Annotated in this window: 24 protein-coding genes and 1 tRNA gene; 13 read left to right on the top strand and 12 right to left on the bottom strand. The window is 56.2% G+C overall.

Features of this window, described 5'->3' with window-relative positions; genetic code table 11:
• The first annotated feature begins 273 nt into the window (after nt 1-273).
• The 4 genes from F6Y09_RS05700 to F6Y09_RS05685 all read left to right on the top strand — a co-directional run bounded on the left by F6Y09_RS05700 (nt 274) and on the right by F6Y09_RS05685 (nt 4488).
• Nucleotides 274-1296 (top strand): amino acid ABC transporter substrate-binding protein, encoded by a 1023-nt coding sequence (locus tag F6Y09_RS05700; RefSeq protein ID WP_152205904.1) that lies wholly within the window; start codon nt 274-276, stop codon nt 1294-1296.
• A 97-nt stretch (nt 1297-1393) separates the two neighbouring features.
• A complete protein-coding gene (locus F6Y09_RS05695) occupies nt 1394-2581 on the top strand; it encodes an amino acid ABC transporter permease (protein ID WP_152205903.1) in 1188 nt (395 codons plus the stop codon).
• On the top strand, nt 2581-3666 hold the full coding sequence (locus tag F6Y09_RS05690; RefSeq protein ID WP_152205902.1) for an amino acid ABC transporter permease: 1086 nt from the start codon (nt 2581-2583) through the stop codon (nt 3664-3666). The genes F6Y09_RS05695 and F6Y09_RS05690 overlap by 1 nt, the downstream gene beginning before the upstream one ends.
• A 12-nt stretch (nt 3667-3678) precedes the next feature.
• On the top strand, nt 3679-4488 hold the full coding sequence (locus F6Y09_RS05685; protein ID WP_152205901.1) for an amino acid ABC transporter ATP-binding protein: 810 nt from the start codon (nt 3679-3681) through the stop codon (nt 4486-4488).
• Between the two features lie 114 nt (nt 4489-4602).
• Here the strand turns inward: F6Y09_RS05685 and F6Y09_RS05680 are convergent, their stop codons facing one another.
• Nucleotides 4603-5226 carry a YbhB/YbcL family Raf kinase inhibitor-like protein gene (locus tag F6Y09_RS05680; protein WP_152205900.1) on the bottom strand — a complete coding sequence of 208 codons (624 nt, stop codon included), beginning with the start codon at nt 5224-5226 and terminating at the stop codon, nt 4603-4605.
• A gap of 263 nt (nt 5227-5489) precedes the next feature.
• Between F6Y09_RS05680 and F6Y09_RS05675 the strand changes: the two genes are divergently transcribed.
• Nucleotides 5490-6800, top strand: coding sequence for an NAD(P)/FAD-dependent oxidoreductase (locus F6Y09_RS05675; protein WP_152205899.1), 1311 nt, complete (start codon nt 5490-5492; stop codon nt 6798-6800).
• A gap of 40 nt (nt 6801-6840) precedes the next feature.
• Nucleotides 6841-7767 (top strand): sterol desaturase family protein, encoded by a 927-nt coding sequence (locus F6Y09_RS05670; protein WP_152205898.1) that lies wholly within the window; start codon nt 6841-6843, stop codon nt 7765-7767.
• Here F6Y09_RS05670 and F6Y09_RS05665 read toward each other — a convergent pair.
• Nucleotides 7768-7841 (bottom strand) — tRNA-Gly (locus tag F6Y09_RS05665).
• A gap of 139 nt (nt 7842-7980) precedes the next feature.
• Between F6Y09_RS05665 and F6Y09_RS05660 the strand changes: the two genes are divergently transcribed.
• The 3 genes from F6Y09_RS05660 (at nt 7981) to F6Y09_RS05650 (ending at nt 10881) form a co-directional block, all read left to right on the top strand.
• Nucleotides 7981-9705 (top strand): potassium/proton antiporter, encoded by a 1725-nt coding sequence (locus F6Y09_RS05660; RefSeq protein WP_152205897.1) that lies wholly within the window; start codon nt 7981-7983, stop codon nt 9703-9705.
• A 160-nt stretch (nt 9706-9865) separates the two neighbouring features.
• Nucleotides 9866-10360 (top strand): L,D-transpeptidase family protein, encoded by a 495-nt coding sequence (locus F6Y09_RS05655; RefSeq protein ID WP_152205896.1) that lies wholly within the window; start codon nt 9866-9868, stop codon nt 10358-10360.
• A 239-nt stretch (nt 10361-10599) separates the two neighbouring features.
• Nucleotides 10600-10881: an Lpp/OprI family alanine-zipper lipoprotein gene (locus F6Y09_RS05650; RefSeq protein WP_152205895.1), complete on the top strand. Its 282-nt coding sequence runs from the start codon at nt 10600-10602 to the stop codon at nt 10879-10881.
• Nucleotides 10882-10957: 76 nt separating this feature from the next.
• Here the strand turns inward: F6Y09_RS05650 and F6Y09_RS05645 are convergent, their stop codons facing one another.
• The 7 genes from F6Y09_RS05645 to F6Y09_RS05615 form a co-directional block, all read right to left on the bottom strand.
• On the bottom strand, nt 10958-11728 hold the full coding sequence (locus F6Y09_RS05645; RefSeq protein ID WP_152205894.1) for a slipin family protein: 771 nt from the start codon (nt 11726-11728) through the stop codon (nt 10958-10960).
• 79 nt (nt 11729-11807) lie between these two features.
• Complete coding sequence (locus F6Y09_RS05640; protein ID WP_152205893.1) at nt 11808-13277, bottom strand: NfeD family protein; 1470 nt, start codon at nt 13275-13277, stop codon at nt 11808-11810.
• 101 nt (nt 13278-13378) lie between these two features.
• The gene (locus F6Y09_RS05635) at nt 13379-14353 is read right to left on the bottom strand and encodes a L,D-transpeptidase family protein (protein ID WP_246180352.1); all 975 of its coding nucleotides are present in this window, start codon (nt 14351-14353) and stop codon (nt 13379-13381) included.
• A gap of 91 nt (nt 14354-14444) precedes the next feature.
• Nucleotides 14445-15014 (bottom strand): TMEM165/GDT1 family protein, encoded by a 570-nt coding sequence (locus tag F6Y09_RS05630; RefSeq protein ID WP_152205891.1) that lies wholly within the window; start codon nt 15012-15014, stop codon nt 14445-14447.
• 225 nt (nt 15015-15239) lie between these two features.
• Nucleotides 15240-16631: a DHA2 family efflux MFS transporter permease subunit gene (locus tag F6Y09_RS05625; protein ID WP_152205890.1), complete on the bottom strand. Its 1392-nt coding sequence runs from the start codon at nt 16629-16631 to the stop codon at nt 15240-15242.
• A gap of 26 nt (nt 16632-16657) precedes the next feature.
• Nucleotides 16658-17083, bottom strand: a complete 426-nt coding sequence (gene slyA / locus F6Y09_RS05620; RefSeq protein ID WP_152206004.1) for a transcriptional regulator SlyA — start codon at nt 17081-17083, stop codon at nt 16658-16660.
• Between the two features lie 137 nt (nt 17084-17220).
• On the bottom strand, nt 17221-18507 hold the full coding sequence (locus tag F6Y09_RS05615; protein ID WP_152205889.1) for an MFS transporter: 1287 nt from the start codon (nt 18505-18507) through the stop codon (nt 17221-17223).
• A 288-nt stretch (nt 18508-18795) separates the two neighbouring features.
• Between F6Y09_RS05615 and F6Y09_RS05610 the strand changes: the two genes are divergently transcribed.
• Both F6Y09_RS05610 and F6Y09_RS05605 read left to right on the top strand, forming a co-directional pair.
• Entirely contained in the window at nt 18796-19701 is a 906-nt protein-coding gene (locus F6Y09_RS05610) for a BrxR family helix-turn-helix transcriptional regulator (RefSeq protein WP_152205888.1), read from the top strand.
• 128 nt (nt 19702-19829) lie between these two features.
• Entirely contained in the window at nt 19830-21539 is a 1710-nt protein-coding gene (locus F6Y09_RS05605) for an ExeM/NucH family extracellular endonuclease (RefSeq protein ID WP_246180319.1), read from the top strand.
• Between the two features lie 53 nt (nt 21540-21592).
• Here the strand turns inward: F6Y09_RS05605 and queE are convergent, their stop codons facing one another.
• The gene (gene queE, locus F6Y09_RS05600) at nt 21593-22249 is read right to left on the bottom strand and encodes a 7-carboxy-7-deazaguanine synthase (protein ID WP_152205887.1); all 657 of its coding nucleotides are present in this window, start codon (nt 22247-22249) and stop codon (nt 21593-21595) included.
• On the bottom strand, nt 22249-22926 hold the full coding sequence (queC, locus tag F6Y09_RS05595) for a 7-cyano-7-deazaguanine synthase QueC (RefSeq protein ID WP_152205886.1): 678 nt from the start codon (nt 22924-22926) through the stop codon (nt 22249-22251). The genes queE and queC overlap by 1 nt, the downstream gene beginning before the upstream one ends.
• A gap of 195 nt (nt 22927-23121) precedes the next feature.
• Here queC and F6Y09_RS05590 point away from each other — a divergent pair, with 195 nt between their 5' ends.
• Nucleotides 23122-23646 (top strand): 3'-5' exonuclease, encoded by a 525-nt coding sequence (locus tag F6Y09_RS05590; protein WP_152205885.1) that lies wholly within the window; start codon nt 23122-23124, stop codon nt 23644-23646.
• Nucleotides 23647-23662: 16 nt separating this feature from the next.
• Here F6Y09_RS05590 and F6Y09_RS05585 read toward each other — a convergent pair whose 3' ends face one another.
• Nucleotides 23663-23899, bottom strand: coding sequence for a hypothetical protein (locus F6Y09_RS05585; RefSeq protein WP_152205884.1), 237 nt, complete (start codon nt 23897-23899; stop codon nt 23663-23665).
• A gap of 693 nt (nt 23900-24592) precedes the next feature.
• On the opposite strand from F6Y09_RS05585, the gene F6Y09_RS05580 reads away from it, so the two are divergent.
• Entirely contained in the window at nt 24593-24865 is a 273-nt protein-coding gene (locus tag F6Y09_RS05580; protein WP_152205883.1) for a hypothetical protein, read from the top strand.
• Nucleotides 24866-24937 lie beyond the last annotated feature (72 nt).

The following is a 24937-nucleotide window of genomic DNA, read 5'->3' as shown; positions in this document are numbered from 1 at the left end:
GAGCTTTTGTAATTTCATCGACTACTATAGATGCGAAGTCCTTATGAAAGGCACGCTCTGACTCTGAGATTGTGGTACACCGACAGTGCACCAAATTCCGGCCTGAATGCACCAATACGGGTCGATTTTATGGAAAGCATGCACCAGGTTGTACCGCCGCTCTCAGAGTTAAAACCTAATACCAATAATAATCAGTGGGTTATGTAGTCTGGCTTACACCTTGCTACTATGCATTGGCTGAATACCTAACCGAAACTTCGGAGACTTACGATAATGAAAAAACGACTCTCACTCGTCGCAGTTGCGGCAACGCTTGCCGGCACCCTGATGACAGGCAACGTGCTGGCCTCGATCCTGGATGATGTAAAATCAAGGGGTCATGTGCAATGTGGTGTAACCACAGGTTTGCCGGGCTTTTCCCAACCCGACGACAAGGGCAACTGGACCGGCATCGATGTGGATACCTGTCGTGCCGTCGCGGCCGCAGTCTTCGGCAGTGCCGACAAGGTCCAGTTCACACCGCTGACGGCAAAAGAGCGGTTTACCGCGTTGCAGTCCGGTGAAATCGACATTCTGTCCCGTAACACCACCTGGACCCTGACCCGAGATACCTCTCTGGGCCTCAATTTTACCGGCACCAACTACTACGACGGTCAGGGTTTCCTGGTCAGCAAGAAGCTGGGCGTAGATAACGCTGAGCAACTTGATGGCGCCACGGTCTGTATACAGGCGGGCACAACAACGGAACTGAACCTGGCAGACTACTTCCGCACCAAAGATATGAAATTCAACCCGCTGGTGTTTGACACCTCCGAACAGACTGTCAGTGGTTTTGCCGCCGGCCGTTGTGATGTTCTGACCTCCGACCGCTCACAGTTGGCCGCGTTACGCAGCAAGCTGGAGGACCCCAGTAGTGCCATTATTCTGCCAAACATTATTTCCAAGGAACCTCTTGGCCCGGTTGTTCGCCAGGGTGATGATCAGTGGTTCAACGTTGTCAAATGGGCACTGTTCGCTCAGATCAACGCCGAAGAACTGGGCGTAACCCAAGATAACGTGGTGGAGATGAAGTCGTCTGAAAACCCGGAGATTCAGCGTCTGCTGGGTACCACCGGCGACATGGGTGAGAAACTCGGCCTGCCCGCTGATTTCGGCTTCCGTATCGTCCAGACTGTCGGTAACTACGGCGAAATGTATGACCGTAATGTCGGACCGGACACTCCACTGGGACTCGACCGTGGTCTGAACGCTTTGTGGAGTAACGGAGGCATCATGTACGCCCCTCCGGTACGTTAATACCCGATAGCCATGACATTCCGGCCATTACTGATGTGGCCGGAATGTTTGACGTTCAGTTGCCCCTGGTCATCAGGGGCGTAGTTCGGGTTTCTCCATGAACGAATCCAATATTACTCCTGTGCGCACGCGTCCCAAACCCTGGAATGATCCCAGGATACGGACGATTGTATTCCAGACCATCGCTCTTGCAGCTGTTTTCTGGTTTGGCTGGACACTGTTCCAGAACACCCTGAGCAATATGGAAAGTCGCGGTATCAGCACCGGTTTCGGCTTCCTTGATCAGACCTCGGGCTTTGGCATCATCATGAGCCTGATCCCTTACGACTCCACCATGACTTACGGCCGCACCTTCTGGGTGGGTCTGCTCAACACCTTGCTGGTCTCGGCCATGGGCATTGTAGCGGCCACCATCCTCGGCTTTATTGTGGGTGTAGCACGACTCTCCAGTAACTGGCTGATTGCCAAGCTGGCGCTGGTTTATGTCGAAACCATCCGTAACATCCCACTGCTACTGCAAATATTCTTCTGGTATTTTGCGGTGCTGCAAAATCTTCCCAGCCCACGTCAAAGCATTGATGTGGCTGACATGCTGTTTCTCAGCAACCGGGGCCTTTACTTCCCCACAGCGGCGGCCGAGCCGGGTTTTGGCTGGGTAATGGCGGCGCTGGTCGCCGGGATCCTGGCGACAATTTTCATTCACCGGTGGGCCAAGAAACGTCAGCTCAAAACCGGCCAGTTGTTTCCTGCTTTCCGGGTGGGTCTGGGACTTATTGTCGCATTACCCGTGCTGGTGTTTGTTCTGACCGGGGCTCCCCTGGTTTGGGAAATGCCATCGCTGACCGGTTTTAACTTCACCGGCGGAGCCTCTATCCTGCCGGAGCTGGCCGCGCTCTGGATCGCGCTGTCGCTCTACACCGCGAGCTTCATTGCTGAAATCGTCCGGTCCGGAATTCTGGCCGTCAGCCATGGCCAGACAGAAGCAGCAAGTGCCCTTGGCCTGCGCTCGAGCCTGACCCTGCGGCTGGTGGTGATTCCCCAGGCAATGCGGGTGATCATTCCGCCGTTGACGAGCCAATACCTTAACCTGGTGAAAAACTCCTCACTGGCAACGGCAATCGGCTACCCGGACCTGGTGTCCGTGTTCATGGGTACCACCCTGAACCAGACCGGCCAGGCGGTTGAAGTGGTGGCCATTACCATGGCTGTTTATCTCACCATCAGCCTGATCATTTCGGTTCTCATGAATATCTACAACCGCGCTGTAGCGCTGCAGGAGCGATGATGAGCCTTCCATCGGAATTACCGCCCCGGCAGGAGATCGGCGTAATTGGCTGGGTACGAAAAAACCTGTTTTCAAGCTGGTACAACATCGTTCTGACGCTGGTAGCTGCCTATCTGGTGGTCACGAGTGTGGGGCCGCTGCTCAACTGGGTGTTCCTTGAAGCGACTTTCACCGGCGAAACCGCCGCTGACTGCAGTGGTGAGGGCGCTTGCTGGCTGTTCATCGGTCAGCGCCTCAACTTCTTTATTTACGGGTTTTATCCCGATGCCCTGCAATGGCGCATTGATATCATGTTCGGGCTGTTGGCGGTGGCCTTCGCGCCTCAGTTCATCGAGCGCTTCCCGGCCCGCAAGTGGTTCGGTATCTTCGGGCTGACCGGCCTGCCGCTGATCGGATACATCCTGATCCCCGGCGGCTGGTTCGGTCTGGAAGAGGTTCCGAGCAGCCGTTGGGGCGGCCTGATGCTGACGCTGATTCTGGCCTATGTCGGGATTCTTGCAGCCCTGCCCATAGGGACCGTGCTGGCGCTTGGACGGCGCTCGGATATGCCTATCATCCGTGGCCTGTGCGTGGTCTTTATTGAGGTGTGGCGAGCGGTACCGTTGATCACCGTGCTGTTCATGGCTTCCGTGATGCTGCCCCTGTTCCTGCCGGACGGCGTTAACTTTGAGAAGCTGATGCGGGCGTTGATCGGCATCATCCTCTGGCAGTCAGCCTATATGGCGGAGGTGGTACGAGGGGGTCTGCAGGCGATACCGAAAGGCCAATACGAAGCCGCCAGTGCCCTGGGCCTTGGCTACTGGCGCAAAACCGGGCTGGTGATTTTGCCCCAGGCACTGACCCTGGTTATTCCCGGTATTGTTAACACCTTCATTTCCCTGTTCAAGGACACCACGCTGGTACTCATTATTGGCCTGTTCGATATTTTGGGGGCGGTCCAGTCAACCATCACCGATCCAGCCTGGCGGAATGTCACCACAGAAGGCTATGTCTTCGTGGCCTTCTGTTTCTGGATCTTCTGTTTCGGCATGTCCCGCTACAGCCAGAACCTTGAACGAAAACTCGACACTGGTCATAAATCCTGATGGGACATCGACATGACTGAACAAAACACTGCACTAAACCCGGAAGATTCGCGCACTTCCCCGGTGGAATCCGCCAAACACGCCGACAAGACCATCATCAAGGTCGTGGACATGCACAAGTGGTACGGCACCTTTCACGTGCTCAAGGGCCTGAACCTTGATGTGAATGAAGGCGAGCGTATCGTCATCTGCGGGCCTTCCGGCTCTGGCAAATCTACCTTTATCCGCTGCATCAACCGACTGGAAGAACACCAGCGGGGCCAGATCATTGTGGATAATGTTGAGCTCACCGACGATGTGAAACAGATCGACACTGTGCGCAAGGAAGTCGGAATGGTATTTCAGCACTTCAACCTGTTTCCGCATCTGACGGTACTGGAGAATTGCTGTCTGGCGCCGCTATGGGTGCGCAAGGTTCCCAAGCGCGAAGCCGAAGCCACCGCCATGGAGTATCTGGAACGGGTCAAAATCCCGGAACAGGCGCACAAATACCCGGGCCAGCTCTCCGGTGGTCAACAGCAACGGGTGGCCATTGCCCGGGCGCTGTGCATGAAGCCCAAAATCATGCTGTTTGACGAACCCACCTCGGCACTGGATCCTGAAATGATCAAGGAAGTGCTGGATGTCATGGTGGAACTGGCCGGCAGCGGCATGACCATGATCTGTGTCACCCACGAAATGGGCTTCGCCAAAACCGTAGCTGACCGGGTGATCTTCATGGACGAGGGCGAAATTGTCGAGTTGGCGCCCCCGGAGGAGTTCTTCACGAACCCCAGGGAAGCACGCACCCAGCAGTTCCTGAAGCAGATCTTGCATCACTGACAGGGGCTATTGGCGATGACCCCTTTCGCGACTGAAGTCGCTCCTACCAACACCCAGGTCCCGGGCACCCCGTAGGAGCGGTTTCAACCGCGATCCCAGCCTTCGGACATGGGGTTATCTCAGGGCCGGATTCAGGGTGTAGGTCCCGGTCACCCGGGCGCTGTCCAGAACGTGACCGGACATTGCCTCACGCACCGCTGCACCATCGAACTCACCGGTGAGCCCCAGTGACTCCACGTCCAGTGCATGGACTTCATAATGGTAGTGGTGAATGATCTCATCGTTCCAGGGCGGACAGGGGCCGTCATGACCGGCATAAGTGCCCGCCATATCCGGATTGCCTGCCAGGAACTGGGTGTAATTGTTAACACCACGGATACCGAGCGGCCCCTTGCCGGGCGCTTTACCTTTCGGGATCACACCGTCGCTGTCTTCACCCTCCGGCATGCGGGTGATGTTGGCCGGTATATCCACCAGCAACCAGTGGAAGAAATCGACCCTGGGGATGTCTTTGGAAACGGTTTTGCCTTCCTGGTTCACGTCGTCAGCGACGCTGGGCACATCGGGATCAAACATCATGATGACAAAGCTTTTGGTACCCGCCGGCGCATCGGTCCATACCATCTCGGGATTACGGTTCGGACCGAAACTCATGTGGTCCTCCGCGTTAAACACGCCGAATGCGAAGGTCTCGGGAATCGGTTGGTTCTCTGCTATACCTTTTACGCTTAGTTTCACATCAGGCTCCTCGTTCAGGCTTGGTTCTTTCAGTACGAATTCAGTTCTCCATCGTTTTTAACAGGGAGCTCGCGACCTTGTCCAGTCATCACGCTTTTTGACACCGAAGTCCCATTGTTCAGGTTGAGCCATCACGCTAGGATAGGCTTCCCCGATGGAGCTCGCCCTCCAGCCCGGCTGTCACACCAATAGTGGAAGCAACGAGAGCCAAGTGTTCTGTCTGCCAGAGCGTTTGCCTGTCTTTACTTCACGAGGTCGGTGTTATGGAAAACCTGCATCATATTGTAGTCGTTGGTGGTGGAGCCGGGGGTCTGGAACTGGTGACACGCCTTGGCAACAAGCTCGGAAAGAAACACAAGGCCCGGATTACCCTGGTCGACGCGGTACTCACGCACGTCTGGAAACCCCTGTTGCACGAAGTGGCCGCAGGATCACTGGACGCCAATAGCAACGAGGTCAATTATCGGGCCCATGCGCTCAAACATCATTTCGAGTTTCAGCTCGGGTCCATGAGCGGCCTCGACAGAGAGGCCCGAAAAATAACCCTGGCACCGTTCCATGATAATGACGGTGACGAAGTCGTGCCCGAACGCACTGTCAGCTACGACACCCTGGTGATCGCCGTTGGCAGTAACGCCAACGATTTTGGCACCCCCGGAGCTCAGGAAAATTGTCTGTTTCTGGACAGCCTGGCCCAGGCAAGACGCTTCCACAATCTGATGCTGAACGCCTTTTTACGCAAGAATCACGAAGCCAACCAGGGCGCCTCTCACGAGCTGCCGATCACGATTATTGGGGCCGGGGCCACGGGGGTTGAACTGGCAGCCGAGCTGAGGCTGGCATCCCGGGAACTACCCGTTTACGGTATGAATGAATTGCGACCGGCAGACGTGACCATTCGTGTCATTGAAGCCGCAGACAGAATACTGCCAGCTCTGCCCACCCGCCTTTCAACCGCCGCTTTACGGGAACTTGAGCACCAGCGAGTGCAGGTTCTGACCGGCCAGCCGGTCAGCGAAATCAGACCACACAGCGTGGTTATGAAAGACGGCACCGAGCTGCCCTCCGACATGACCATCTGGGCTGCCGGCATCAAAGCGCCAGCGTTTCTCCATACTATTGGTGGCCTTGAAACCAACCAGGGTAATCAACTCTTGGTGAGCCAGTCTCTGCAAACCACCCGCGATGAAAACATTTTCGCCTTTGGCGATTGCGCCGCCTGCCCCCAGCCGGACTCGGACAAGCCGGTACCTCCTCGCGCTCAGGCGGCTCATCAACAGGCCACCACCTTGTTCAAAACCCTGGTCAACAGGCTGGATAACAAAGCGCCGGTAGCCTTTATCTATAACGATCACGGCTCCCTCATCAACTTCAGCCGCTACACCACGGTCGGCAACCTGATGGGCAACCTGTCCGGGCGGAGCATGTATATCGAAGGTAAAGTCGCCAGACTGTTCTATCTCTCTTTGTACCGCATGCATCAGGTGGCACTGCATGGTTTTGTGAGAACCGGCGTCATCTGGCTGATGGACCGCATTAGCCGGGCCATGCATCCGCGCTTGAAACTGCACTGACCAAAGGCTGCCTCTCCTCCACTTGTTCCGAGCATAAGCCATGACTCCAACGCCACTGACTGACCTGCTGGGCTTCAACCCGCACCTGGTAACCTTGGCGCTCGCCCCGGCATTCTTTCTGGCCATGACGGCGGAGTTCTGGCACTTGCGCCGACGTGCCCACAGCCCGTCAGCAAGCTATACCTGGGCGGATACCCTCAGCAACATGACCCTTGCCGGCCTTTACCAGGCCAGCGACGTGCTGGCGGCCTTGCTGACAATCGTGGTCTACAACGTTTTCTTCGACATTCGTCTGCTGGATATTCCGTTCAACGCCTGGAGCGTGGCGCTGCTGTTTGTGGTGCAGGACTTCTTCTACTACTGGTTTCATCGGGCACACCACCGCATCCGGTTTTTCTGGTGCTCCCATGTGGTCCACCATTCCTCTGAAAAACTCAACCTCTCGACCGCCTTCCGTCAGAGTATCACCTACCCGATTACCGGTATGTGGCTGTTCTGGCTGCCCATCGTATTGATCGGTTTCCCACCTGAGACCGTGATTTTTGCCGTCGGAATAAGCCTGGCGTACCAGTTCTTCATTCATACCCAGGCGGTGGGCAAGCTCGGGCCGCTGGAATGGGTGTTCAACACCCCGTCCCACCACCGCGCCCACCACGGTCGCAACAGCGAATACATCGATCGCAACTATGGCGGTATTCTCATTGTCTGGGACCGCCTGTTCGGCACCTTCGTAACGGAACAGGCGCAACCGGACTACGGTATCCCCGCCCAGATCCGCACCCACAACCCCCTGATCCTCAATTTTCACGAGTGGTGGGACATGCTGCGGGACGCTTCAAGGCCGGGATTGACATTATACCAGCGTGGCCGACTAATATTCGGGCCACCGGAGGTTAGTCTCAAGGGAACAGCGTCAGAGGAACAACCGCCTGGGCGGCAGTCTTCGTTGACGGGGGGGTTCGAATAATGGAGCGGGTGATGGGAATCGAACCCACGTATGCAGCTTGGGAAGCTGCCGTTCTACCATTGAACTACACCCGCTGATCTTTGCCCGCCCACTATAGGCCTGCTCTGATATTCCTACAAGCCGGCCCGCCGCTTTTTAGTCGTGGATGACGCTTGACGTAACGCCCTGCGTAATCAAGATGTTATGCTTGGGCTATCGCAAACCGGAGTCCTCATGCCCACTACCGTCATCCTTCTCGGTGCCCTGATGCTCGTGATGAGCATCATGCTGAGCCCTCTCTCGAGTCGGCTGGGCATGCCCGTGCTGTTGATTTTCCTGGTGGTTGGCATGCTGATGGGCGAGGACGGTGCCGGCGGTATCCGCTTTGATGACTTTGAACTTGCCTTTCTGATCGCCAACCTGGCGCTGGCAGTGATTCTGCTGGATGGTGGCATGCGCACACGGGCGGCGACCTTCCGGGTGGGCCTGAAGCCTGCCTTGATGCTCGCCACGGTCGGCGTTCTGGTGACCGCCCTGTTGGGTGGCCTGACGGCCTATTTGTTGTTTGACCTGCACTGGCTGACGGCGCTGCTGATCGGCGCGATCATTTCCTCAACCGACGCGGCGGCGGTGTTTTCTCTGCTTCAGGGCCACGGTCTGCACCTTAATGAGCGGGTCAGTGCTACGCTGGAAATCGAATCCGGCAGTAACGACCCGATGGCGATCTTCCTGACCCTGATGTTGCTGATGATGATTGAGAGCCAGGGCCAGGCGTCGCTATGGAGCAGCCTGCTGATGCTGGTCATGCAGTTTGGCATCGGCACTGCGCTCGGGATTGGCGGCGGGCTTCTGGTCGTTGAGATTGCCAATCGCATGCGGCTGACGCCTTCACTTTACCCATTGCTGGTGGTCGCTGCAGGTATGACCATTTTTGCCGGCACCAACGAACTGGGCGGCAGCGGCTTTCTCGCAATCTATCTTGCCGGTGTGGTGGTGGGCAATCGTCCGGTGCGGATGATGCCGATGATTCTGCAGGTTCATGACGGTCTCGCCTGGCTGGCACAACTCTGCCTCTTCCTGATGCTCGGGTTGCTGGTCAGTCCCAGCGAACTGCTTCCTCTGGCAGGCGGCGGCCTGATCCTTGCCCTGGTGCTGATTTTTGTTGCCCGACCCCTGGCGGTGCTGTTGACGCTGTGGCCATTCGGTTTCAATCGTCGGGAGCTGGCGTTTATAAGTTGGGTCGGCCTGCGGGGCGCCGTCCCGATCGTGTTGGCATTGTTTCCAATCATCGCCGAACTGCCCGAAGCACGACAAATTTTTCACTTTGCCTTTTTTATCGTCCTGGTCTCATTGATCGTCCAGGGCATGACCCTGGCACCTATGGCCCGCAAGCTGAAACTGGAAGTCCCCGCCAATAACGAGCCATACCGGCGCCTGCCGCTTGATGTGGCCGCCGCCGGTGATCATGAACTGATGCTTTTTCCACTGCGGGGGCAACAATGGCAGGATCCACGGCCACTCGGTCAACTGATCCTGCCGAGCAATACCGCGATCGCCGGAGTTTTCCGGGACCGTATCTGTCACCAGCCAACGCCTGATTTCCTGGTTTCCACGGGGGATGTTGTGGCAGTCTTTGCAACGCCATCGGTATTGCTGGATCTCGGCAAAGCACTCACGGGCCGACAGGCACCCAAGCACCTCGCCGAGCGTGCATTTTTCGGGGATTTCGTCCTCAATGGCGAGGCTTTATTGGGCGACGTCGAACAGGTTTACGGTATCGAGTTTGACGAACTGCCTCCTGAGCTGTCCCTGACGGAATGCTTTGCTCGCCGCACCAAGGGTCATCCAGTAGTGGGCGACAAGGTGGTACTCGGCCCGGTCACGCTGGTGGCCAGGGCAACCGACGCTGATCAGGTAACCAAAGTGGGACTCAAAATGGCGGATGAGAAAAAATCCTGACATTGGGGGAACCGTTTCACGAATCGACAACATTGGTAACACAGTGAGGGTTCGCGTAATCCGCCAGCTGTGCTATAAACTCACGTAAACTATGATTAATCATTGGTAAGTTATGGTTCGTAAACTTGGTTCTTTAGTCTTATTGCCCAGTTTGTTGCTGATGCTGCTCAGCCTCTTCATTTTCCCGGTTGTGGCCTCAGAGATGCCGGTTCGGGCGATGGATGAAATGCCGATGGTGAGTCAGGTGCTGGTACGCAAGGAAGAGCGCCGGCTTTACCTGATGTCCGGCGATGAGGTCGTTCGCAGCTATCGTATCGGGTTGGGCGAAAACCCCTCCGGGCACAAACTATTTGAAGGCGATGAACGCACTCCGGAAGGCCGCTACACCCTGGACTGGCGCAACCCCGAAAGTGACTTCTACAAGTCCATTCACGTGTCCTACCCCAATACCCAGGATCGCGAGATGGCCAAAGCCTGGGGCCTGGATCCCGGTGGCAGCATCATGATTCACGGGCTTCCCAATGATGCCGGCGACTGGGCTTTCGCATTCATCGGGCTGGACTGGACCAACGGCTGTATTGCGGTGAGCAACGATGAAATGGACGAAATCTGGCACTTGGTGAGTGACGGTACACCGATCCACATTCTGCCCTGATGTGCTGTTCAGATTCTGCAAACCCAGCTTTTGACAGTCGAATCCAATCCGCGCTCCCTTACGTTTATGTAATCAGCCAGGAAGTTTTACGTATCCGTAGTTAACATTTTCTTTCATAGTGTTTTACACTGTCTAACGATTCCGATGGCGTTTGCTCATCGGACGCTTGTTGACAGGATGTTGGCACCAAAAGACTTCTGCATCACAGGAAGTAAAACGACTAATAAGGGGATTTGAACATGCGTAAGTTGACTATCGCTGGGTTTGCACTGGCTACAGTACTGACTGCGGGCTGTGCTACTACAGACCAAGGCGCCATTGATGAGGCTTCTGCAACTGCTACTTCTGCAGAGCAAACTGCCGATAACGCAATGAGCACTGCTAACACGGCTCAAAGCCGCGCTAACTCTGCCATGCAAAAAGCAGATGAAGCTCTGGCTGCAGCTAAAGCTGCACAAAGATCTGCTGATGAAGCAAACGAGCGCGCTCGTCGCATGCTTGAGCGTTCAAGCCAGAAGTAATCTGGTTTATCGCTAGAAAAGGCCGGCTCAGACCGGCCTTTTTTATGGCTGGCATTCGGCGGGCCCGGGATGAGAGCTAGCCGTCTTTTTTAGCGGGGCCTTTGGGTGTCATAAAAGACTGGATCATATCGACCGGCAGCGGGAACACAATGGTCGACGCATTGCCGTTACTCATATCCGCCAGGGTCTGGAGGTAACGCAGCTGCATTGCACCGGAGTCGGCAGACATCACCTGAGCGGCCTCAAGCAGTTTCTTCGAAGCCTGCAGTTCCCCTTCAGCATGAATAACCTTGGCCCGACGTTCACGCTCTGCCTCAGCCTGACGTGCAATTGCACGAATCATCGACTCATTGAGATCCACATGTTTGATTTCTACGTTGGCGACCTTGATGCCCCATTCCTCAGTCTGGGCATCAATGATTTCCTGAATATCGGAATTCAGTTTATCCCGTTCCGATAGCATCTCGTCGAGATCATGCTTACCCAGTACAGAGCGCAGAGTCGTCTGTGCAAGCTGACTGGTTGCCAAACCAAAGTCCTCTACCCGAATAATCGCCCGTTCCGGATCTACCACACGGAAATACAGAACCGCATTGACACGCACGGTGACGTTGTCTTTCGAGATCACATCCTGACTCGGGACATCCAATGTGATAACCCGCAGGTCGACCCGTGTCATTTGCTGGATACCCGGAATCACAATGATCAGGCCCGGGCCCTTCACGCCCTGGAAACGGCCTAGAAAGAACAGCACACCCCGCTCATACTCCGGCAGAATACGAATTGCTGACCCCAGGATCAGCAGCAGAATCACTAGTGGTGCAAGATAGGGAATCAGTCCACCCATTTCAAATGCTCCTTTATTGTCTACAGTACTGAATCAACCAAGCTGTCCTCTCTAAGCCGTCCTCTCTAAACTGTAGTCTCTAAACTGAACTCTCGTCAGCAGACGACCTGGCAACTTTTACTTTGACCGTCAGACCGTCCACGTCGATCACCTGCAACACATCTCCTTCGGACACCTGTCCGCTGCTGGTCGCATTCCAGCGCTCGCCTGCCAGTCGCACGTGGCCGATAAAGTGATGGTCCCGCGGAGTAAAGGTGTCAAGAGCGATGGCAGTCTCATGAAGGGTCTGCTCGATACCGCTCACCGGGGCCTTTTTCCGGAGTCCGACGAAGCGCGTGACAGTCCATAGCATAAAGCCGCCAGCAACCGCCGCCGTACCACCGATCACCGGAAGCGAAATTCGCTGGTTACTGCCATCCATCAGAATTATGGACCCGACCACGAAAGCGACGACACCGCCAATGCCCAGCACCCCGAAGCTGGGCATAAAGGCTTCACCGACGATAAAGGCAAGCCCCAGAAGAATAAGTGCCAACCCGGCGTAATTGACGGACAACACCTGAAAGGCAAACAGCGCGAGCACCAGACAAATAGCACCTATGACGCCCGGAAACAGATTGCCCGGATTTGCCAGCTCGAAAATGATGCCATAGAAACCAATAATCATCAGGAAATACGCGACGTTGGGATCGGTAATTACCGACAGAAGGCGGGTTCGCCAATCCGGGTCGGCCCGAGTCAGCACTATATTGGTCGTCCTGAGTTCCCGCGGACCATCGGCCATTGCCACGGTCCGACCGTCCAGCTGGGCCAGCAGATCGTCCAGATCGGTGGCAACGATTTCGATCACATTCTTTTCCAGGGCTTCGTTGGCCCCTAGGTTCACCGCCTCCCTCACTGCCTGTTCGGCCCAGTCAGCATTCCGGTCATGGCGGTCGGCCAGACCCCGAATGTAACTCACGGCATCTTCCAATACCTTGCGCTCCATAGCAGAGCCACCCCGGCGCTTTTCGGCCTCATCGCTGGCGGGGTCCTCTGAGGATTCACTATTCTGCTCTGACGAGCGGTTGTCATCGTTTTCCGGGTTGGGGTTCTCTTCCGGTGTACCGGGCAGACCACCCATCTGAACGGGCGTAGCGGAGCCCAGATGGGTCGCAGGGGCCATGGCTGCAATGTGGCTGCCATACAGAATGTAGGTGCCTGCGCTGGCTGCACGGGCGCCCTGGGGAGACACATAGGTGACAACGGGAACAGAAGAGGCAAGAATGGACTTGATCATGCTGCGGGTAGATTCCAGCAAACCCCCAGGGGTATCTAGCTGCAGAACAACGAGCTCCGCCCCCTCGTCCTCCGCACGGTCCAGGCCCCGGACCACATAATCCATGGTTGCTGGCCCGATGGCGCCGTCAATGCTGAGAACCAGCCCGCTGCGACTGCTGTCCTGGGCCACGACCAGGTTGGTAATGGCAACCATCAGCCCGGTCACCAGCAGGAATAACAGAAGCCACGGTCGCTTGTTGTGTCGCGATGTTTTGGGTAGGTCACGCATGATCCCAGACTCCCCGAACAAAACTCTGTGATTTTATGTCGCCCTTAAAACTATACGACCATCAATAACAATCAGAGCTCAATACCTTATATAGCGCTCGCTTAAAACAGCATCCTGACCGGCTCCACAGGGCTTTCAGCAGGCTGTTCGTTGACGGAGTGATCGCGATCTGGTTTTTCCGAAGCTACCTGGGTGATCTGCTCTCCAATCATACGGGGTATGCCGTCCGCCTGGTCTAACGCCAACTCAATTGCCCGACGCTGAATTTCGAGACCGGGTCTGCTCTGCCGGAACGTCTCAAGTTGCTCGCCGACCACACGCCAGAGTCGGTTCCTGGAGGCCTGATCGTACTCTTCATGGGGGCGGTGAACCTCCAGCCAGACTTCCGTACCCTTCATGCCGATTTTAACGGGCTGGTTGACCACCTGAACTGAAGTGTCCTTTTTAACTTCATAGACGAACCGCTCAATATCCTCATTGTACATTCGGAAGCAGCCATGGCTCACCTGCATTCCCACACCAAACTGCTTGTTGGTGCCATGAATCAGGTAGCCTTTCTCGCTCAACAGCAACGCATGAGACCCGAGCGGATTGTCCGGTCCCGGCGGGAAGACCCGGGGCAAATGCTCATTTCGGGCTTCGTATTCAGCCCGCACCGTGGCGGGCGGATACCAGGCAGGAGACTCCAGTCGCATTGTTACCCGGGCATCCGTCAGGGGTGAAGGATTGTCGTCGGTTCCCACACCTACAGGATAGACACTGACCTGTCCGTCGTGGAAATAGTAAAGCCGATACTCGGCCAGATTAATCACGATGCCCTCGCGCTTTACGACCGGCAGGACATAATGCTGCGGCAGGGTGATCTGGGTACCCTCGCCGGGCAGCCAGGGATCAACGCCGGGGTTGGCCTTGACCAGTTCCAGGTAGCCCAGGCTGCGCAGGTTACCGATGCCAGCAAAGGTATCCTCATACTGTGTTTTCATCACCGAAAGCTCACCGGCCAGATCGTCGTGAATCTGCCACGATGGCACCCTCGGTTTGCTCTCTGGCTGCTCGCTATAACCAAGCTGGGGCATCAACAACGACACCGCCACCACTGCTAACCAGACCCTGTTGATACACTGCATAATATCCGTTCCAGTCAAACAATTGACTTCGGTCCGAGGCTCAAACCGGTTGATACGCCGCCCAGATTGTTACGATCGCTAACACGATAAAGAGCACACTCGCTGTGATTCTGACCGTTGCCAGGGGCACTTTATCCATTAACCATTTACCGGCCATGATAACCGGTACATTTGCTACCAGCATACCAACGGTTGTACCTACAATCACCCAGAAGGTTGCGTCGTAGCGTGCCGCCAGTACCACCGTCGCAATCTGTGTTTTATCACCGATTTCCGCGATAAAGAACATGATCGTCGTGGCCGTGAATGCGCCAAGCCCCAGCAATTGCGAATCTTCAGCGTCGTTTTTGTCCGGAATCAGCAGCCACAGCGCTATCGCAATAAAGCTGACTGCAACCAGCCAGAGCAACACGGTCTCCGGTATCCAGTGCGCAACCCAGGCGCCGAGCAGGGCAGAAAGACCATGGTTAAGCAGTGTCGCCACCAGAATACCAAGAACAATCGGCGCACGACGGCTGAAACGGGAAACCAGGAAAAGGGACAGAAGCTGGGTTTTGTCACCGATTTCGGCAATAAAGACCGAGAGGGTTGAAGCGAAGAGCGCGTCCATAGCAAAGTTCCAGGGCGGATTTTCAGACGAGAGACAATGTCACCTTCCGCCCATGGGAGATGGCATTGCCTCAGGTCTTGTCAGTCCGTGCCGCTGGCAGGACGTGGTGGCCACGGGGATCTGCCCCAAGTATGTTGACCAGCACCCTACGGCCTGTTGCAGACCGAGTGGAGACTACTCCCCCAAGAGTGGCGATATAGTAGGTAACGCCTTGCCAAAAAGCAATCAGCCGCGAATTTTCCATACCGGCCAGACTGCCAGCAAAACGAAGCCGGCGACCAGCCACCAGGCGGTGTGGAAAGCCTCGATCGTCGGCAGGCCGCCAGCATGGTCACCGTATTCTAGTGTCAGGGCAACCAGGTTAATGCCATAGGCTCCACCCAGTTGGCGGGTAAAGTTAATGGTGCTGGAGCCGTATCCGAGCTCATGGGTTTCAAGCGGGTTCAGCGCACCGGTGGAGAGCGCCGGTAGCATGAAGCCCAGCCCGATACGGCCGATGACCGCCCACAGGGCGAGCCAGCCGAACCCCACTGCCAGGTCGGACAGCGCAAACAGGGCGGCGGACAAGGCAAACATTGCCATACCAAAGGTAATCAGCAATCGCGGGCTGCGCTTGTCGGCCATACGACCGGCCACAGGGAACGTCATGCCCAAGACAATCCCCGCTGGCAACATCATCAGTCCAGCATCGGTGGCGGAGAAATCAAGCGCGGTCTGAACAAACAGGGGGATCAGATAAGTGGAGCCGAACAAGGCAAGACCGAGGGCAATCGCACCAATATTGGCATACAGAAAGCTGGGCTGACGCAGCAACTTTATCTGTAACAGCGGGTGCGGCGCCGAGCGCTCCCTCACCACAAATAGCACCAGCGCTATGACCGCCACCAGGGCCCCGATAGCAATCATCGGAAGATTACCCGCGGGTATTTGCAGCCGGTTCAGGGCATCAAGGCTGAACAGAATCGTCACCGCCAACAGCACCAACCCCTTAAAATCAAACGGGTAGGACTGTAGCGTTGCCACTGGCCTGGGCAGGAATTTCCACACCATGTAAACGCCAAAAAGCGTCACTGGCACCGGCGCAAACATCACAAACCGCCAGTTGAGCTGGTCAACCAACACTCCACCCAATACCGGCCCCAGCGCAGGGGCAAGAATAACGCCCATGCCATAGATACCCATGGCCTGGCCCCGGCGTTCCTTTGGAAAAATGCGGAACACCAGATACATGGCCATTGGCTGCATCAGGCCGGCAAACGCACCCTGGGCAACACGGGCCGCAATCAGGGTCTCGGGAGTTGGGCTAAAGCCTCCGACAACGGATACGGCACTGAACAACAGCATCGCCGTGGCGAGGGTTTTACGCAGGCCGAAGTGATCCAGTAGCCAGCCCGTAGTCAGCATCGTGATGGTCATGGCAGCGATAAACCCGGTCGCCAGCCAGTGCGCCTGGCCCTGGCCAATGCCGAATTCCAGCATTATATCGGGCAGCGCAACGTTGACGATGGTGGCGCTGAGCACGGTCGCGATCGTGCCCAGCATCACTGTGGCAACCGCGAACCATCGCCAGCGCTCACCATACCGGGAACGCAGAGCTTCAAGGGAATGGTCGGTCAGGATAACCCCCCGGCGAGATCGACCCGTTATTTGAGGCGGTCGCCGTTCACCATGATTTTGTTGAAAACACCCAGAGCCACGTCAATATCGTCCCCACTGACGCCCTCCAGCATCTCGTCCCGAAGTTTTTTTGCGCGGGCGTTCAAGTCAACCATAAAGGACTCACCCGCTTCGGTCAGATGCAAGCGCCGGGCGCGGCGATCGTTCTGGCAAAGCCGGCGTTGAATCAGGCCTTGCTCCTCGAGGCTATCCAGCAGACGTACCAGGGTCGGATTCTCAATCGCCATAAGGCTGGCAAGCTCGCGCTGGGTCAGCCCCTCGCCACCCCGCTGGAGGTACACCATGGTGGTCCAGCGGGCCTGGGTAACACCGAGGTCTTTCAGACGCTCGTCCAGCAATTTCCGCCACCGACGGGTCACCCTGGCGACCGCAAAGGGGAACTGGTCTCTCATAGCTTCATGTTCCATAACGACTCTCTTTGTCATTGAAATATGATTAACAGGTAATACTAGTAAGCTAATTATTACAATGAAAACAGAAAAGGAAGTGCACGCATAATCAGGGAATACCGAAAGAGGCCAGCCCGGAGCTAACCGGCTTTTTGGTAGCCGTCATCCAATGGGGCAGATTCCGGGTCACTGTGTTGGAACTCGACGTTGCGTGGGTCAATCTCCGCCAATACCGTTGAAGCTTCCGGCATGGTGGCGACGAAATGACCCTGATCCGCTATCGGAATGTCGTAGGTTGTCCGGATTCGGTGTGTGGTGAACATCACCAGCATTACCAATACGACAGCGTTGCCAAGGAACAGCCCCCGGGGGCCGAGCAGGCTGACGAGTTCAGCCATCACGATCGGGCCTATAACGCTCCCGATGCCGTAACTGAGCAGCAGCGTAGCGCTGGCCGCTACAATGCGATGATGCTCCATCCGGTCATTGGTGATTGCCACGGCGATCGGATACAACGTGGCGGAAAGTCCCACGAAGACACCGACAGCCAGCATAAGCAGCCACAGGTTAGCGGCACCCAGCAGCGCCGCAACCACCGCCGAACCTGCAGCCACCAGTGCTACCCAGCACATCACGCGCCGCCGGTCCAGACGGTCGCAGATAATACCCAGAGGCCAGGCTACCAGCATTGCCGATACAATCGCGGTGGCCATAAAGATCGACGTCTGGGTTACGTTCAAACCAATCAGGGTGGCGTAAACCGGTCCCATGGCATAGAAAGAACCCACCAGCACACCACAGATCAAAGACCCGGCAACACCTGAGGAGGATTCCCGGAACAACGTGAAAAAGGACATGCGCTCCACCGCCTCGATACGTGGCGCCTCCATCCGGGTCAGGGCCAGCGGTATGAGAGCCATTACCAGAAGAATGGCCGCTATGGTAAACGGTGTGAAACTGGCCGGCTCGCCAAAGTTGACGATCAGCTGACCGCCAGCAGCGGACAGATAAAACACGATCTGATAAACCGCAAACAGGGCGCCCCGATTGGCATTGGTTGCCCGGCTGCTGAACCAGCTCTCAATCACCACCAGCACACCGGCAATGCTGAAGCCGGACAGCGCCCGCAGAAACGCCCAGAACACCATCGATATCGCCATCGGATAGAGTAACGCGGCCACAGCGGCCAGTGCGGCGAACACCGCAAACGCTCGAATATGACCAACCCGACCAATTACCCGGTTCACGTACAACGTGCCAAAAACAAAACCAATGGAATAACACACCAGGACCCAGCCAATGGTGCCGGGGTCAATAGCCTCAATGCTCATACGGATGCCCAGCAACGTCATCAGGAACGCGTTGCCACTCACCAGCAACACGATGCTGAAAATCAAAGCTGATAACGACGTGACCATGCGGGTCATCTGGTTTACTCCAACTACGGGGAACAGAAAAGGGGCCCGCCATGAACATAGCAGGCAGAGGGTTGTTATGCCCAATCGCCCATTAGACCAGTCAGAGCATTCGAGTGCTATTACGCAGTTGCCGAACCAAGGCCCCCAGGCAGTCATAACACGCCTTCCAACCGCCATTTCACATTGTTTTACATTAATGCGTCGTAACACACGACTCTATCCCAAAGCTGATAATATAAATTTTCCTGATCAGGGATTGCTCAGATTTTCGTCAGCCACCATGAAGAGCCCATCGTCATGAAGAAAACGGAATGGCCCATCCGCTGGGACTTACTGCTTCGCTACCGCCTCATAGAGATCATTGCGTTGTGGGAAGGGCGGCTAACCACCAATCACATTTGCCACGGTTTTGGCATCGGACGCCAGCAAGCCTCGAAGGATATTAATACCTATCTTCGTGAATTGGCTCCGGGCAACCTGGTGTATGACCGCCATCTCAAGGGTTATGTACCGGCTCCGGACTTTCGCCCGGTAGTCACCCGGGGTCAATCTGAAGAGTACCTCGACCTGATCGCCCGCAACGATGCGCTCAGCCAGACCTTCGAATCGCTCGATATCGGCTTGCCCAACAGCACCGTGGTGAGCATAGCCCGACATCTTGCAGAGCCTGCGGTTGTGCGCGCAGTTGTTGCAGCTACCCGTCAGGGCAGACGCCTGGAAACCGATTACTTTTCGCTGACACAGCCCAAAAGTGAAAGGCGGATCATCGAGCCCCACACCCTGGTCTACAGTGGTCAGCGCTGGCACGTTCGCGGCTGGTGCGAACAGCGAGGTGTCTACCGTGACTTCATCCTCAGCCGGTTCCGTGGCACCCCGAAGATTCTGAATGACCGGGGGCGCCATACGGTGCACCAGGACGAAGACTGGAATCGCCAGGTAACCGTAGAAATCCGACCAGACCGTCGGCTTACCGCCGAACAGCAAGCCATCATCGCCTCCGATTACGGCATGGAGAATCAGCGCCTGAAACTGGTAACCCGGGGGGCACTGGTTCGTTACCTGATTTCTTTGGTGGGAATCCGCCCATATATGGTCGATCCGGATCCGCTGGTTCAGCAGTTGGAGCTGGCAAACCGTGACGCGTTGTCAAAGTGGGTTGCCACCCGGAAAGTCATTCGTGAGGAACTGGCAGAAAGCTGCTAATCTGAGGCAAATCAACCGCGTTCGGGTGCCCTATTCTCAGATCACGGAGCTTTCTCGCGTCCATACCGTCATCCCTCGGATGTCTCTTGCTTTTGTTGGCCAGCCATACCTCAGCCGCTGACTGTGGTATGGCCAGCACACCCATCGCCCACGTTCAGGGTAGCGATGATGGCTCTCCAATGGCCGGTGAAACCGTGACCGTAGAAGGCATTATGACTCTGGACACCCGCGGCAACGGCGGTTTCCAGGGCTTTTATCTCCAGCAGGCCGATCATCGAGCCGACGATAATCCTCGAACCTCCGAAGCGCTCTTTGTCTACACTCAAAAAACCGGCGGCAAACCCGGCCATCGCCTACGTCTGACCGGCCGGGTGAAGGAGTACCATGGCCTGACCGAACTTGTTCGCATCACGGCCTTGAGAGACTGCGGTTCTGCGCCGATCCCCGCTGCCATTGAAGTCCAGCTACCCTGGTCTGGAGGTGTTCACCCCGAACATCTCGAGAATATGCACATTGCAATCAACCAGCCTTTGACCGTGATTGACCACTATAATCTCGGTCGTTACGGCGAGCTCACTCTGGCGCCAAACTTTCAGTTTACGGCAACCCAGACCATTGCGCCGGGACCCGATGCAGTGCAACTGACCCGGACTCAACAGGCTGCCCGGCTCATCCTCGATGATGGTCGTGGCCAGCGTAATCCAGAGCCCGTGCCCTATCCGACACCCGCCCTTACTCTCGATCACACGGTCCGCGCAGGAGACCGCATTCCGGAGCTACGGGGCGTGCTGGACTATCGCTTCGGGAATTGGCGGCTACAACCACTGTTCACCCCCGAATTCCGGATCGGCAACCCGAGACCGGAACCACCCCGGCGACCGGAGCGCAGCTCGTTGCGCATTGCGACCCTGAACCTGGGAAACTATTTCAACGGCGATGGTGATGGCGAAGGTTTTCCCACGGCTCGGGGGGCTGGCAGCCAAGCCGCTCTGGAAAGGCAAACAGCGCGTCTGGTCGCCACGTTGACTGGTCTGGATGCAGATATCATTACCGTTATGGAAATAGAAAACGACGGCACCGGGCCAGAAAGCGCCGTCGCTCGGCTTGCTGCTACCATGGGAGAACAATGGCGTTTCTCCGTGTCCGGGCAACACCAGCAGGATGTTATCCGTTCGGCTTTTCTGTTCGACTCCGAAAAAGTGCAGGTCAGTGGTGCGCCGAAAACCATTGCCACCGGACCGTTTCACAACGCAGGCAGGGTGCCGTTGGTTCAGACTTTCCGGGTGCGGCAACATGATCGCCGGGTTCGACTGGTTGCCAGCCACTTCAAATCCAAGAGTTGCCGGGGTGCAAAAGGCCTGAATCAGGACCAGAACGACGGACAGGGCTGCTTTGGCGCCACTCGAACCCGAGCCGCCGAAGCGATGATCGACTGGCTGGCCGCAACGCAGCCGGAAGCATCCAGACAGGCGGACGCTGACAGCGACGGTTTTTCAGGCACTCTTACAGGTACTCTGATGGGCACACTGATCACCGGTGACCTGAACAGTTACGCCATGGAGCCGCCGTTAATGCGCTTTCGCACGGCCGGATTTGTGGACCTGGTCAGACACTTTCAGGGCCTTGACAGCTACAGCTATCGCTACCGAGGCGGCGCTGGCACGCTCGATTACATACTGGCCGATGCCGCCCTCAAACCCTATGTGATCAGCGCCGCTAGCTGGGCCGTCAACGCCGATGAGCCGCCAGCACTGGGTTACCGGGACCAGTCAACCCCGGTGTCGGTACCCTGGCGGTCGTCTGATCACGACCCGATCGTTGTGGACCTCGCCCTTTAAACCGCCCGGGCGTTCAAAGGCCGGACCGATAAAAGATGGTTATAAGCGGGACGCTAATCAATACCAATGAGTTTGTGCATCTGCAAGGTAAGCCGCCAGCGGGGGTTCGCCAGACAGTAGTCAGTGGCCCTTCGGGTATTGCTCTGTTTGATCACATCCTCACCTTGGGTCGGTGTCGTTGGCGAGGCCATAGGTGACACAAAATAATGGCTGGCCTGAATATGCTCAAACGCTTCCGGCATGGCTTTGGGCTGGGGAAATACCATCTTGAGCTCATCACATCGGGTGATTACCACCGGTGCATCCGCTTTGGGAGCCACACACAGCCAATCGATACCGGCCGGCGGCGCAAGGGTACCGTTGGTCTCTACCCCGACTTCAAACCCGCGCTGGTGGAAACACTCGATCAGCGCCTCATCCAGTTGCAGCAGCGGCTCGCCTCCGGTACACACCACATAGGGCCGGCCCGGCGCGTCTGGCCAGAGTGCGGCGATGTGGTCCGCCAACGCCCCGGCAGACTCAAAACGGCCGCCATTCTGGCCATCGGTGCCAACAAAGTCGGTATCACAGAAGTTGCAGACAGCCGTGGCGCGGTCGGCTTCCCGCCCGTTCCAGAGATTGCATTTGCTGAAGCGACAAAATACCGCCGCCCGACCGGCCTGGGCACCTTCACCCTGCAGCGTGTAGAAGGCTTCCTTGACGCGATACATCAGATGCTACCTTTATCATTGTGCTCATAAAGCAGCGGGTCCTTGAGGCCATGAGCCGCAAAGGCTTCGAGCCGTTCGGCGCAGGAGCCGCAAACCCCACAGGCAAGATCACGCCCGTTATAGCAGGTCCAGGTCTGGCCGTAGTCCAGTCCCAGCGTTATACCTTCGGCCAGAATCCCGATTTTATCAGCCCGGATATAGGGCGCCTCGATCCGGACCGGTTCGTAGTTGGCAACCCGGCAGACTGCATCCATCTTTTCAACGAACTCCGGCCGACAATCCGGGTAGATTGCATGGTCACCGCCGTGAGCTCCGTACCAGACCGCTGCCGCACCCGCGGTAACCGCATAACCGGTAGCGAGGGAGAGCAGGATCATATTGCGATTGGGCACCACCGTCGACTTCATGCTCTGCTCAGCATAATGACCTTTCGGCACCTCGATATCGTCGGTTAAAGCGGAACCGGTCATAACGGTTTTCAGCGACCTGATATCAATCACCTGATGGGGGATGTCCAGACTTTCACAGACTGTCCGGGCACAGGCCAACTCGCGGATGTGGCGCTGACCGTAATCGAAAGACAACGCATGCACCTGGTAGCCTTCCGACCGGGCGCGGTGCAACAGGGTGAAGGAATCCATTCCTCCGGAATAAACCACCACAACTATTTCAGACATAACATCAAACACTCTTATCCGAACGGCTTACAGAGCCGGGATGGATCGCGGGGCCACGGCACCTCTGCCTGCCCACAACGGAACTGTCACAAGACCAGTGGACATATTGTAACAGTGCGGTGACATGATAGGTTCGCGTCCCCCTGGTTAGACAGTTACACTTTGCCAACAGCAAACTTATAACAACCGTGCGGTATGACAGCTCAAACCATTCCTGCTTTTCTAGATTTTGAAGCATCAAGCCTCGATCTGATCGCCAGTTACCCGATTGAAGTCGGTGTGTGCTTGCCTGATGGTTCCCTTCACAGCTGGCTGATTCGCCCCCATGTACTCTGGCTGGACTGGTCTGAGAGCGCGCAGCAAGTGCACGGCATTGCGCGCGCAACGCTGGAACGGGAAGGCCTTGAAATCAGCGAGGTCACTCACACCCTCAATGAATTGCTGGCGGGACAGGTTTTCTGTGATGCCTGGACGTTTGACAGTTTCTGGTTACACCGGCTGTATAAGACGGCCAACGTAACGCCGTCATTCCAGCTGGAATCGGTTTCAATGCTGCTCTCGGCAACAGAAGTTCAGCGTTGGGCAGAGACTCGCCGGCGTATTATCGGTGAACTCGGGCTACCGATACACCGGGCTGCCAACGATGCTCTGATCCTCCAGCGGACCTGGCAGGAAATCACGCGGCAGACTCTATCAGATTGCCAGACCAACGCACTCTGATTATCGGCCAGCGACTTTATGAAGGGTTAACATTTGCTCTGTTGGCAATGATCTCGATGCCGTCCCGCACCGTGGTCAGTGTCCAGTAGGTCACCAGTGCCATCAGGCCCGCCCCAATTGCAGTAAAAGCAAAATCGGCCCCCACCACATAGCTCTTTGCCAGAACCATATAAACGACAAGCGCTATAACAAGAAAAGCTTCAACGAACAGATGCGAACGAAACTTGGTAAAAGATCCGGATTGATCGGACATGGTATTCAGTTTAAACCTCTTTTCGGCTATTGATTAGTGTGCGTATTATCGCCTAATCCAGCCGGTATGGCTGTACGAGCTAGCCGCTACGAAGTTTCCGAGACCTCCCTCTACTATATTCCTGACAAAAAGTTCCAGACAAAAAAAAGCGCAGCCTAAACAGGGTGCGCCTATAAAAAGGAGAGATCCACACAGCAACTGGCGGAGGAGCAAGTTGCTGTGGATTGCGCAACATAAAACACGTGACGAGGTGAATTATCTACGCCGCCGGACGCTGCGTCTGTAGGGGTTTGCCGAGATTTGAATAAATAGCGATTGAGAGGACACTGGTTATTGGGTGCGCAAAGGTTCGCTGTTTTAAAACGCCCGACCAGGCGATACACTGATAACGAAGGTGCCAGGCAAATTGCACATTCCGTGGGTTCAAGCGCTGTTGGAACCCCTGGGTTAAAACGAGATTCGAGATTTTATAGATGACAAGAAAACCGAACAGACATCCTGATCAGCAAACAACTTACCGAAAAGCGGCCGGCCAATCCGGTCAGCGAGTAGTGGTAATGGTTATCGATAACTAACGGCTTTCGGTCAACGCCCGGGAGCCTTTGAGCGACCGGGTACGCATCTTCGCGATAAACCCCGGTGCTTCAGGTTTCGGGGTTTTTTTTGCAGTCGCAAAACGACGAGGAGAAGATCATGAGAAGACAAACTACCGCACGTGCAGCAAACCAGCCCGGGCCCCAGCGTACCGGCCCTGTCCGTCGTCCGGAGAAACTGCCCCTGCTGGATGCGATCTGCAAGAAACTGAACCAACGGGTTAACCTGGATGACGAACAGCGGGTGCTGGGTGTGTATGAGCGCGGCTGGATTCTGAAAGGTGTGCTGGGCAACCCGGATGGCGCTGAGGCGCGCTATGTAAAGGCGCTGGCTAACCGCTACAATTCCTGGATTGCCCGCCAGGTCGCCTAGTCGACCTGGCTCATTTGCGGGCCGGGAGGGCTCAGGACAGTCAGTGTGACTGCTTGAGCCCTTTGGCCAACT

Source organism: Marinobacter changyiensis (assembly GCF_009193265.1).
Taxonomy (GTDB): Bacteria; Pseudomonadota; Gammaproteobacteria; order Pseudomonadales; family Oleiphilaceae; genus Marinobacter; species Marinobacter changyiensis.
Note: the sequence above shows the minus strand (reverse complement) of the source record. Positions and strands in the feature narration are given on the sequence as shown.

Bases quoted from the DNA above. Each gene is read 5' to 3' on its own strand.
- F6Y09_RS05650 (WP_152205895.1), top strand. From the start codon at position 10,600: ATGCGTAAGTTGACTATCGCTGGGTTTGCACTGGCTACAGTACTGACT.
- F6Y09_RS05685 (WP_152205901.1), top strand. From the start codon at position 3,679: ATGACTGAACAAAACACTGCACTAAACCCGGAAGATTCGCGCACTTCC.
- slyA (WP_152206004.1), bottom strand. From the start codon at position 17,083: ATGAGAGACCAGTTCCCCTTTGCGGTCGCCAGGGTGACCCGTCGGTGG.
- queC (WP_152205886.1), bottom strand. From the start codon at position 22,926: ATGTCTGAAATAGTTGTGGTGGTTTATTCCGGAGGAATGGATTCCTTC.
- F6Y09_RS05690 (WP_152205902.1), top strand. From the start codon at position 2,581: ATGAGCCTTCCATCGGAATTACCGCCCCGGCAGGAGATCGGCGTAATT.
- F6Y09_RS05630 (WP_152205891.1), bottom strand. From the start codon at position 15,014: ATGGACGCGCTCTTCGCTTCAACCCTCTCGGTCTTTATTGCCGAAATC.
- F6Y09_RS05585 (WP_152205884.1), bottom strand. From the start codon at position 23,899: ATGTCCGATCAATCCGGATCTTTTACCAAGTTTCGTTCGCATCTGTTC.
- F6Y09_RS05660 (WP_152205897.1), top strand. From the start codon at position 7,981: ATGCCCACTACCGTCATCCTTCTCGGTGCCCTGATGCTCGTGATGAGC.
- F6Y09_RS05615 (WP_152205889.1), bottom strand. From the start codon at position 18,507: ATGACCCGCATGGTCACGTCGTTATCAGCTTTGATTTTCAGCATCGTG.
- F6Y09_RS05695 (WP_152205903.1), top strand. From the start codon at position 1,394: ATGAACGAATCCAATATTACTCCTGTGCGCACGCGTCCCAAACCCTGG.
- F6Y09_RS05580 (WP_152205883.1), top strand. From the start codon at position 24,593: ATGAGAAGACAAACTACCGCACGTGCAGCAAACCAGCCCGGGCCCCAG.
- F6Y09_RS05610 (WP_152205888.1), top strand. From the start codon at position 18,796: ATGAAGAAAACGGAATGGCCCATCCGCTGGGACTTACTGCTTCGCTAC.
- F6Y09_RS05640 (WP_152205893.1), bottom strand. From the start codon at position 13,277: ATGCGTGACCTACCCAAAACATCGCGACACAACAAGCGACCGTGGCTT.
- F6Y09_RS05645 (WP_152205894.1), bottom strand. From the start codon at position 11,728: ATGGGTGGACTGATTCCCTATCTTGCACCACTAGTGATTCTGCTGCTG.
- F6Y09_RS05670 (WP_152205898.1), top strand. From the start codon at position 6,841: ATGACTCCAACGCCACTGACTGACCTGCTGGGCTTCAACCCGCACCTG.
- F6Y09_RS05700 (WP_152205904.1), top strand. From the start codon at position 274: ATGAAAAAACGACTCTCACTCGTCGCAGTTGCGGCAACGCTTGCCGGC.
- queE (WP_152205887.1), bottom strand. From the start codon at position 22,249: ATGTATCGCGTCAAGGAAGCCTTCTACACGCTGCAGGGTGAAGGTGCC.
- F6Y09_RS05635 (WP_246180352.1), bottom strand. From the start codon at position 14,353: ATGCCCCAGCTTGGTTATAGCGAGCAGCCAGAGAGCAAACCGAGGGTG.
- F6Y09_RS05655 (WP_152205896.1), top strand. From the start codon at position 9,866: ATGCTGCTCAGCCTCTTCATTTTCCCGGTTGTGGCCTCAGAGATGCCG.
- F6Y09_RS05675 (WP_152205899.1), top strand. From the start codon at position 5,490: ATGGAAAACCTGCATCATATTGTAGTCGTTGGTGGTGGAGCCGGGGGT.
- F6Y09_RS05605 (WP_246180319.1), top strand. From the start codon at position 19,830: ATGGCCAGCACACCCATCGCCCACGTTCAGGGTAGCGATGATGGCTCT.
- F6Y09_RS05590 (WP_152205885.1), top strand. From the start codon at position 23,122: ATGACAGCTCAAACCATTCCTGCTTTTCTAGATTTTGAAGCATCAAGC.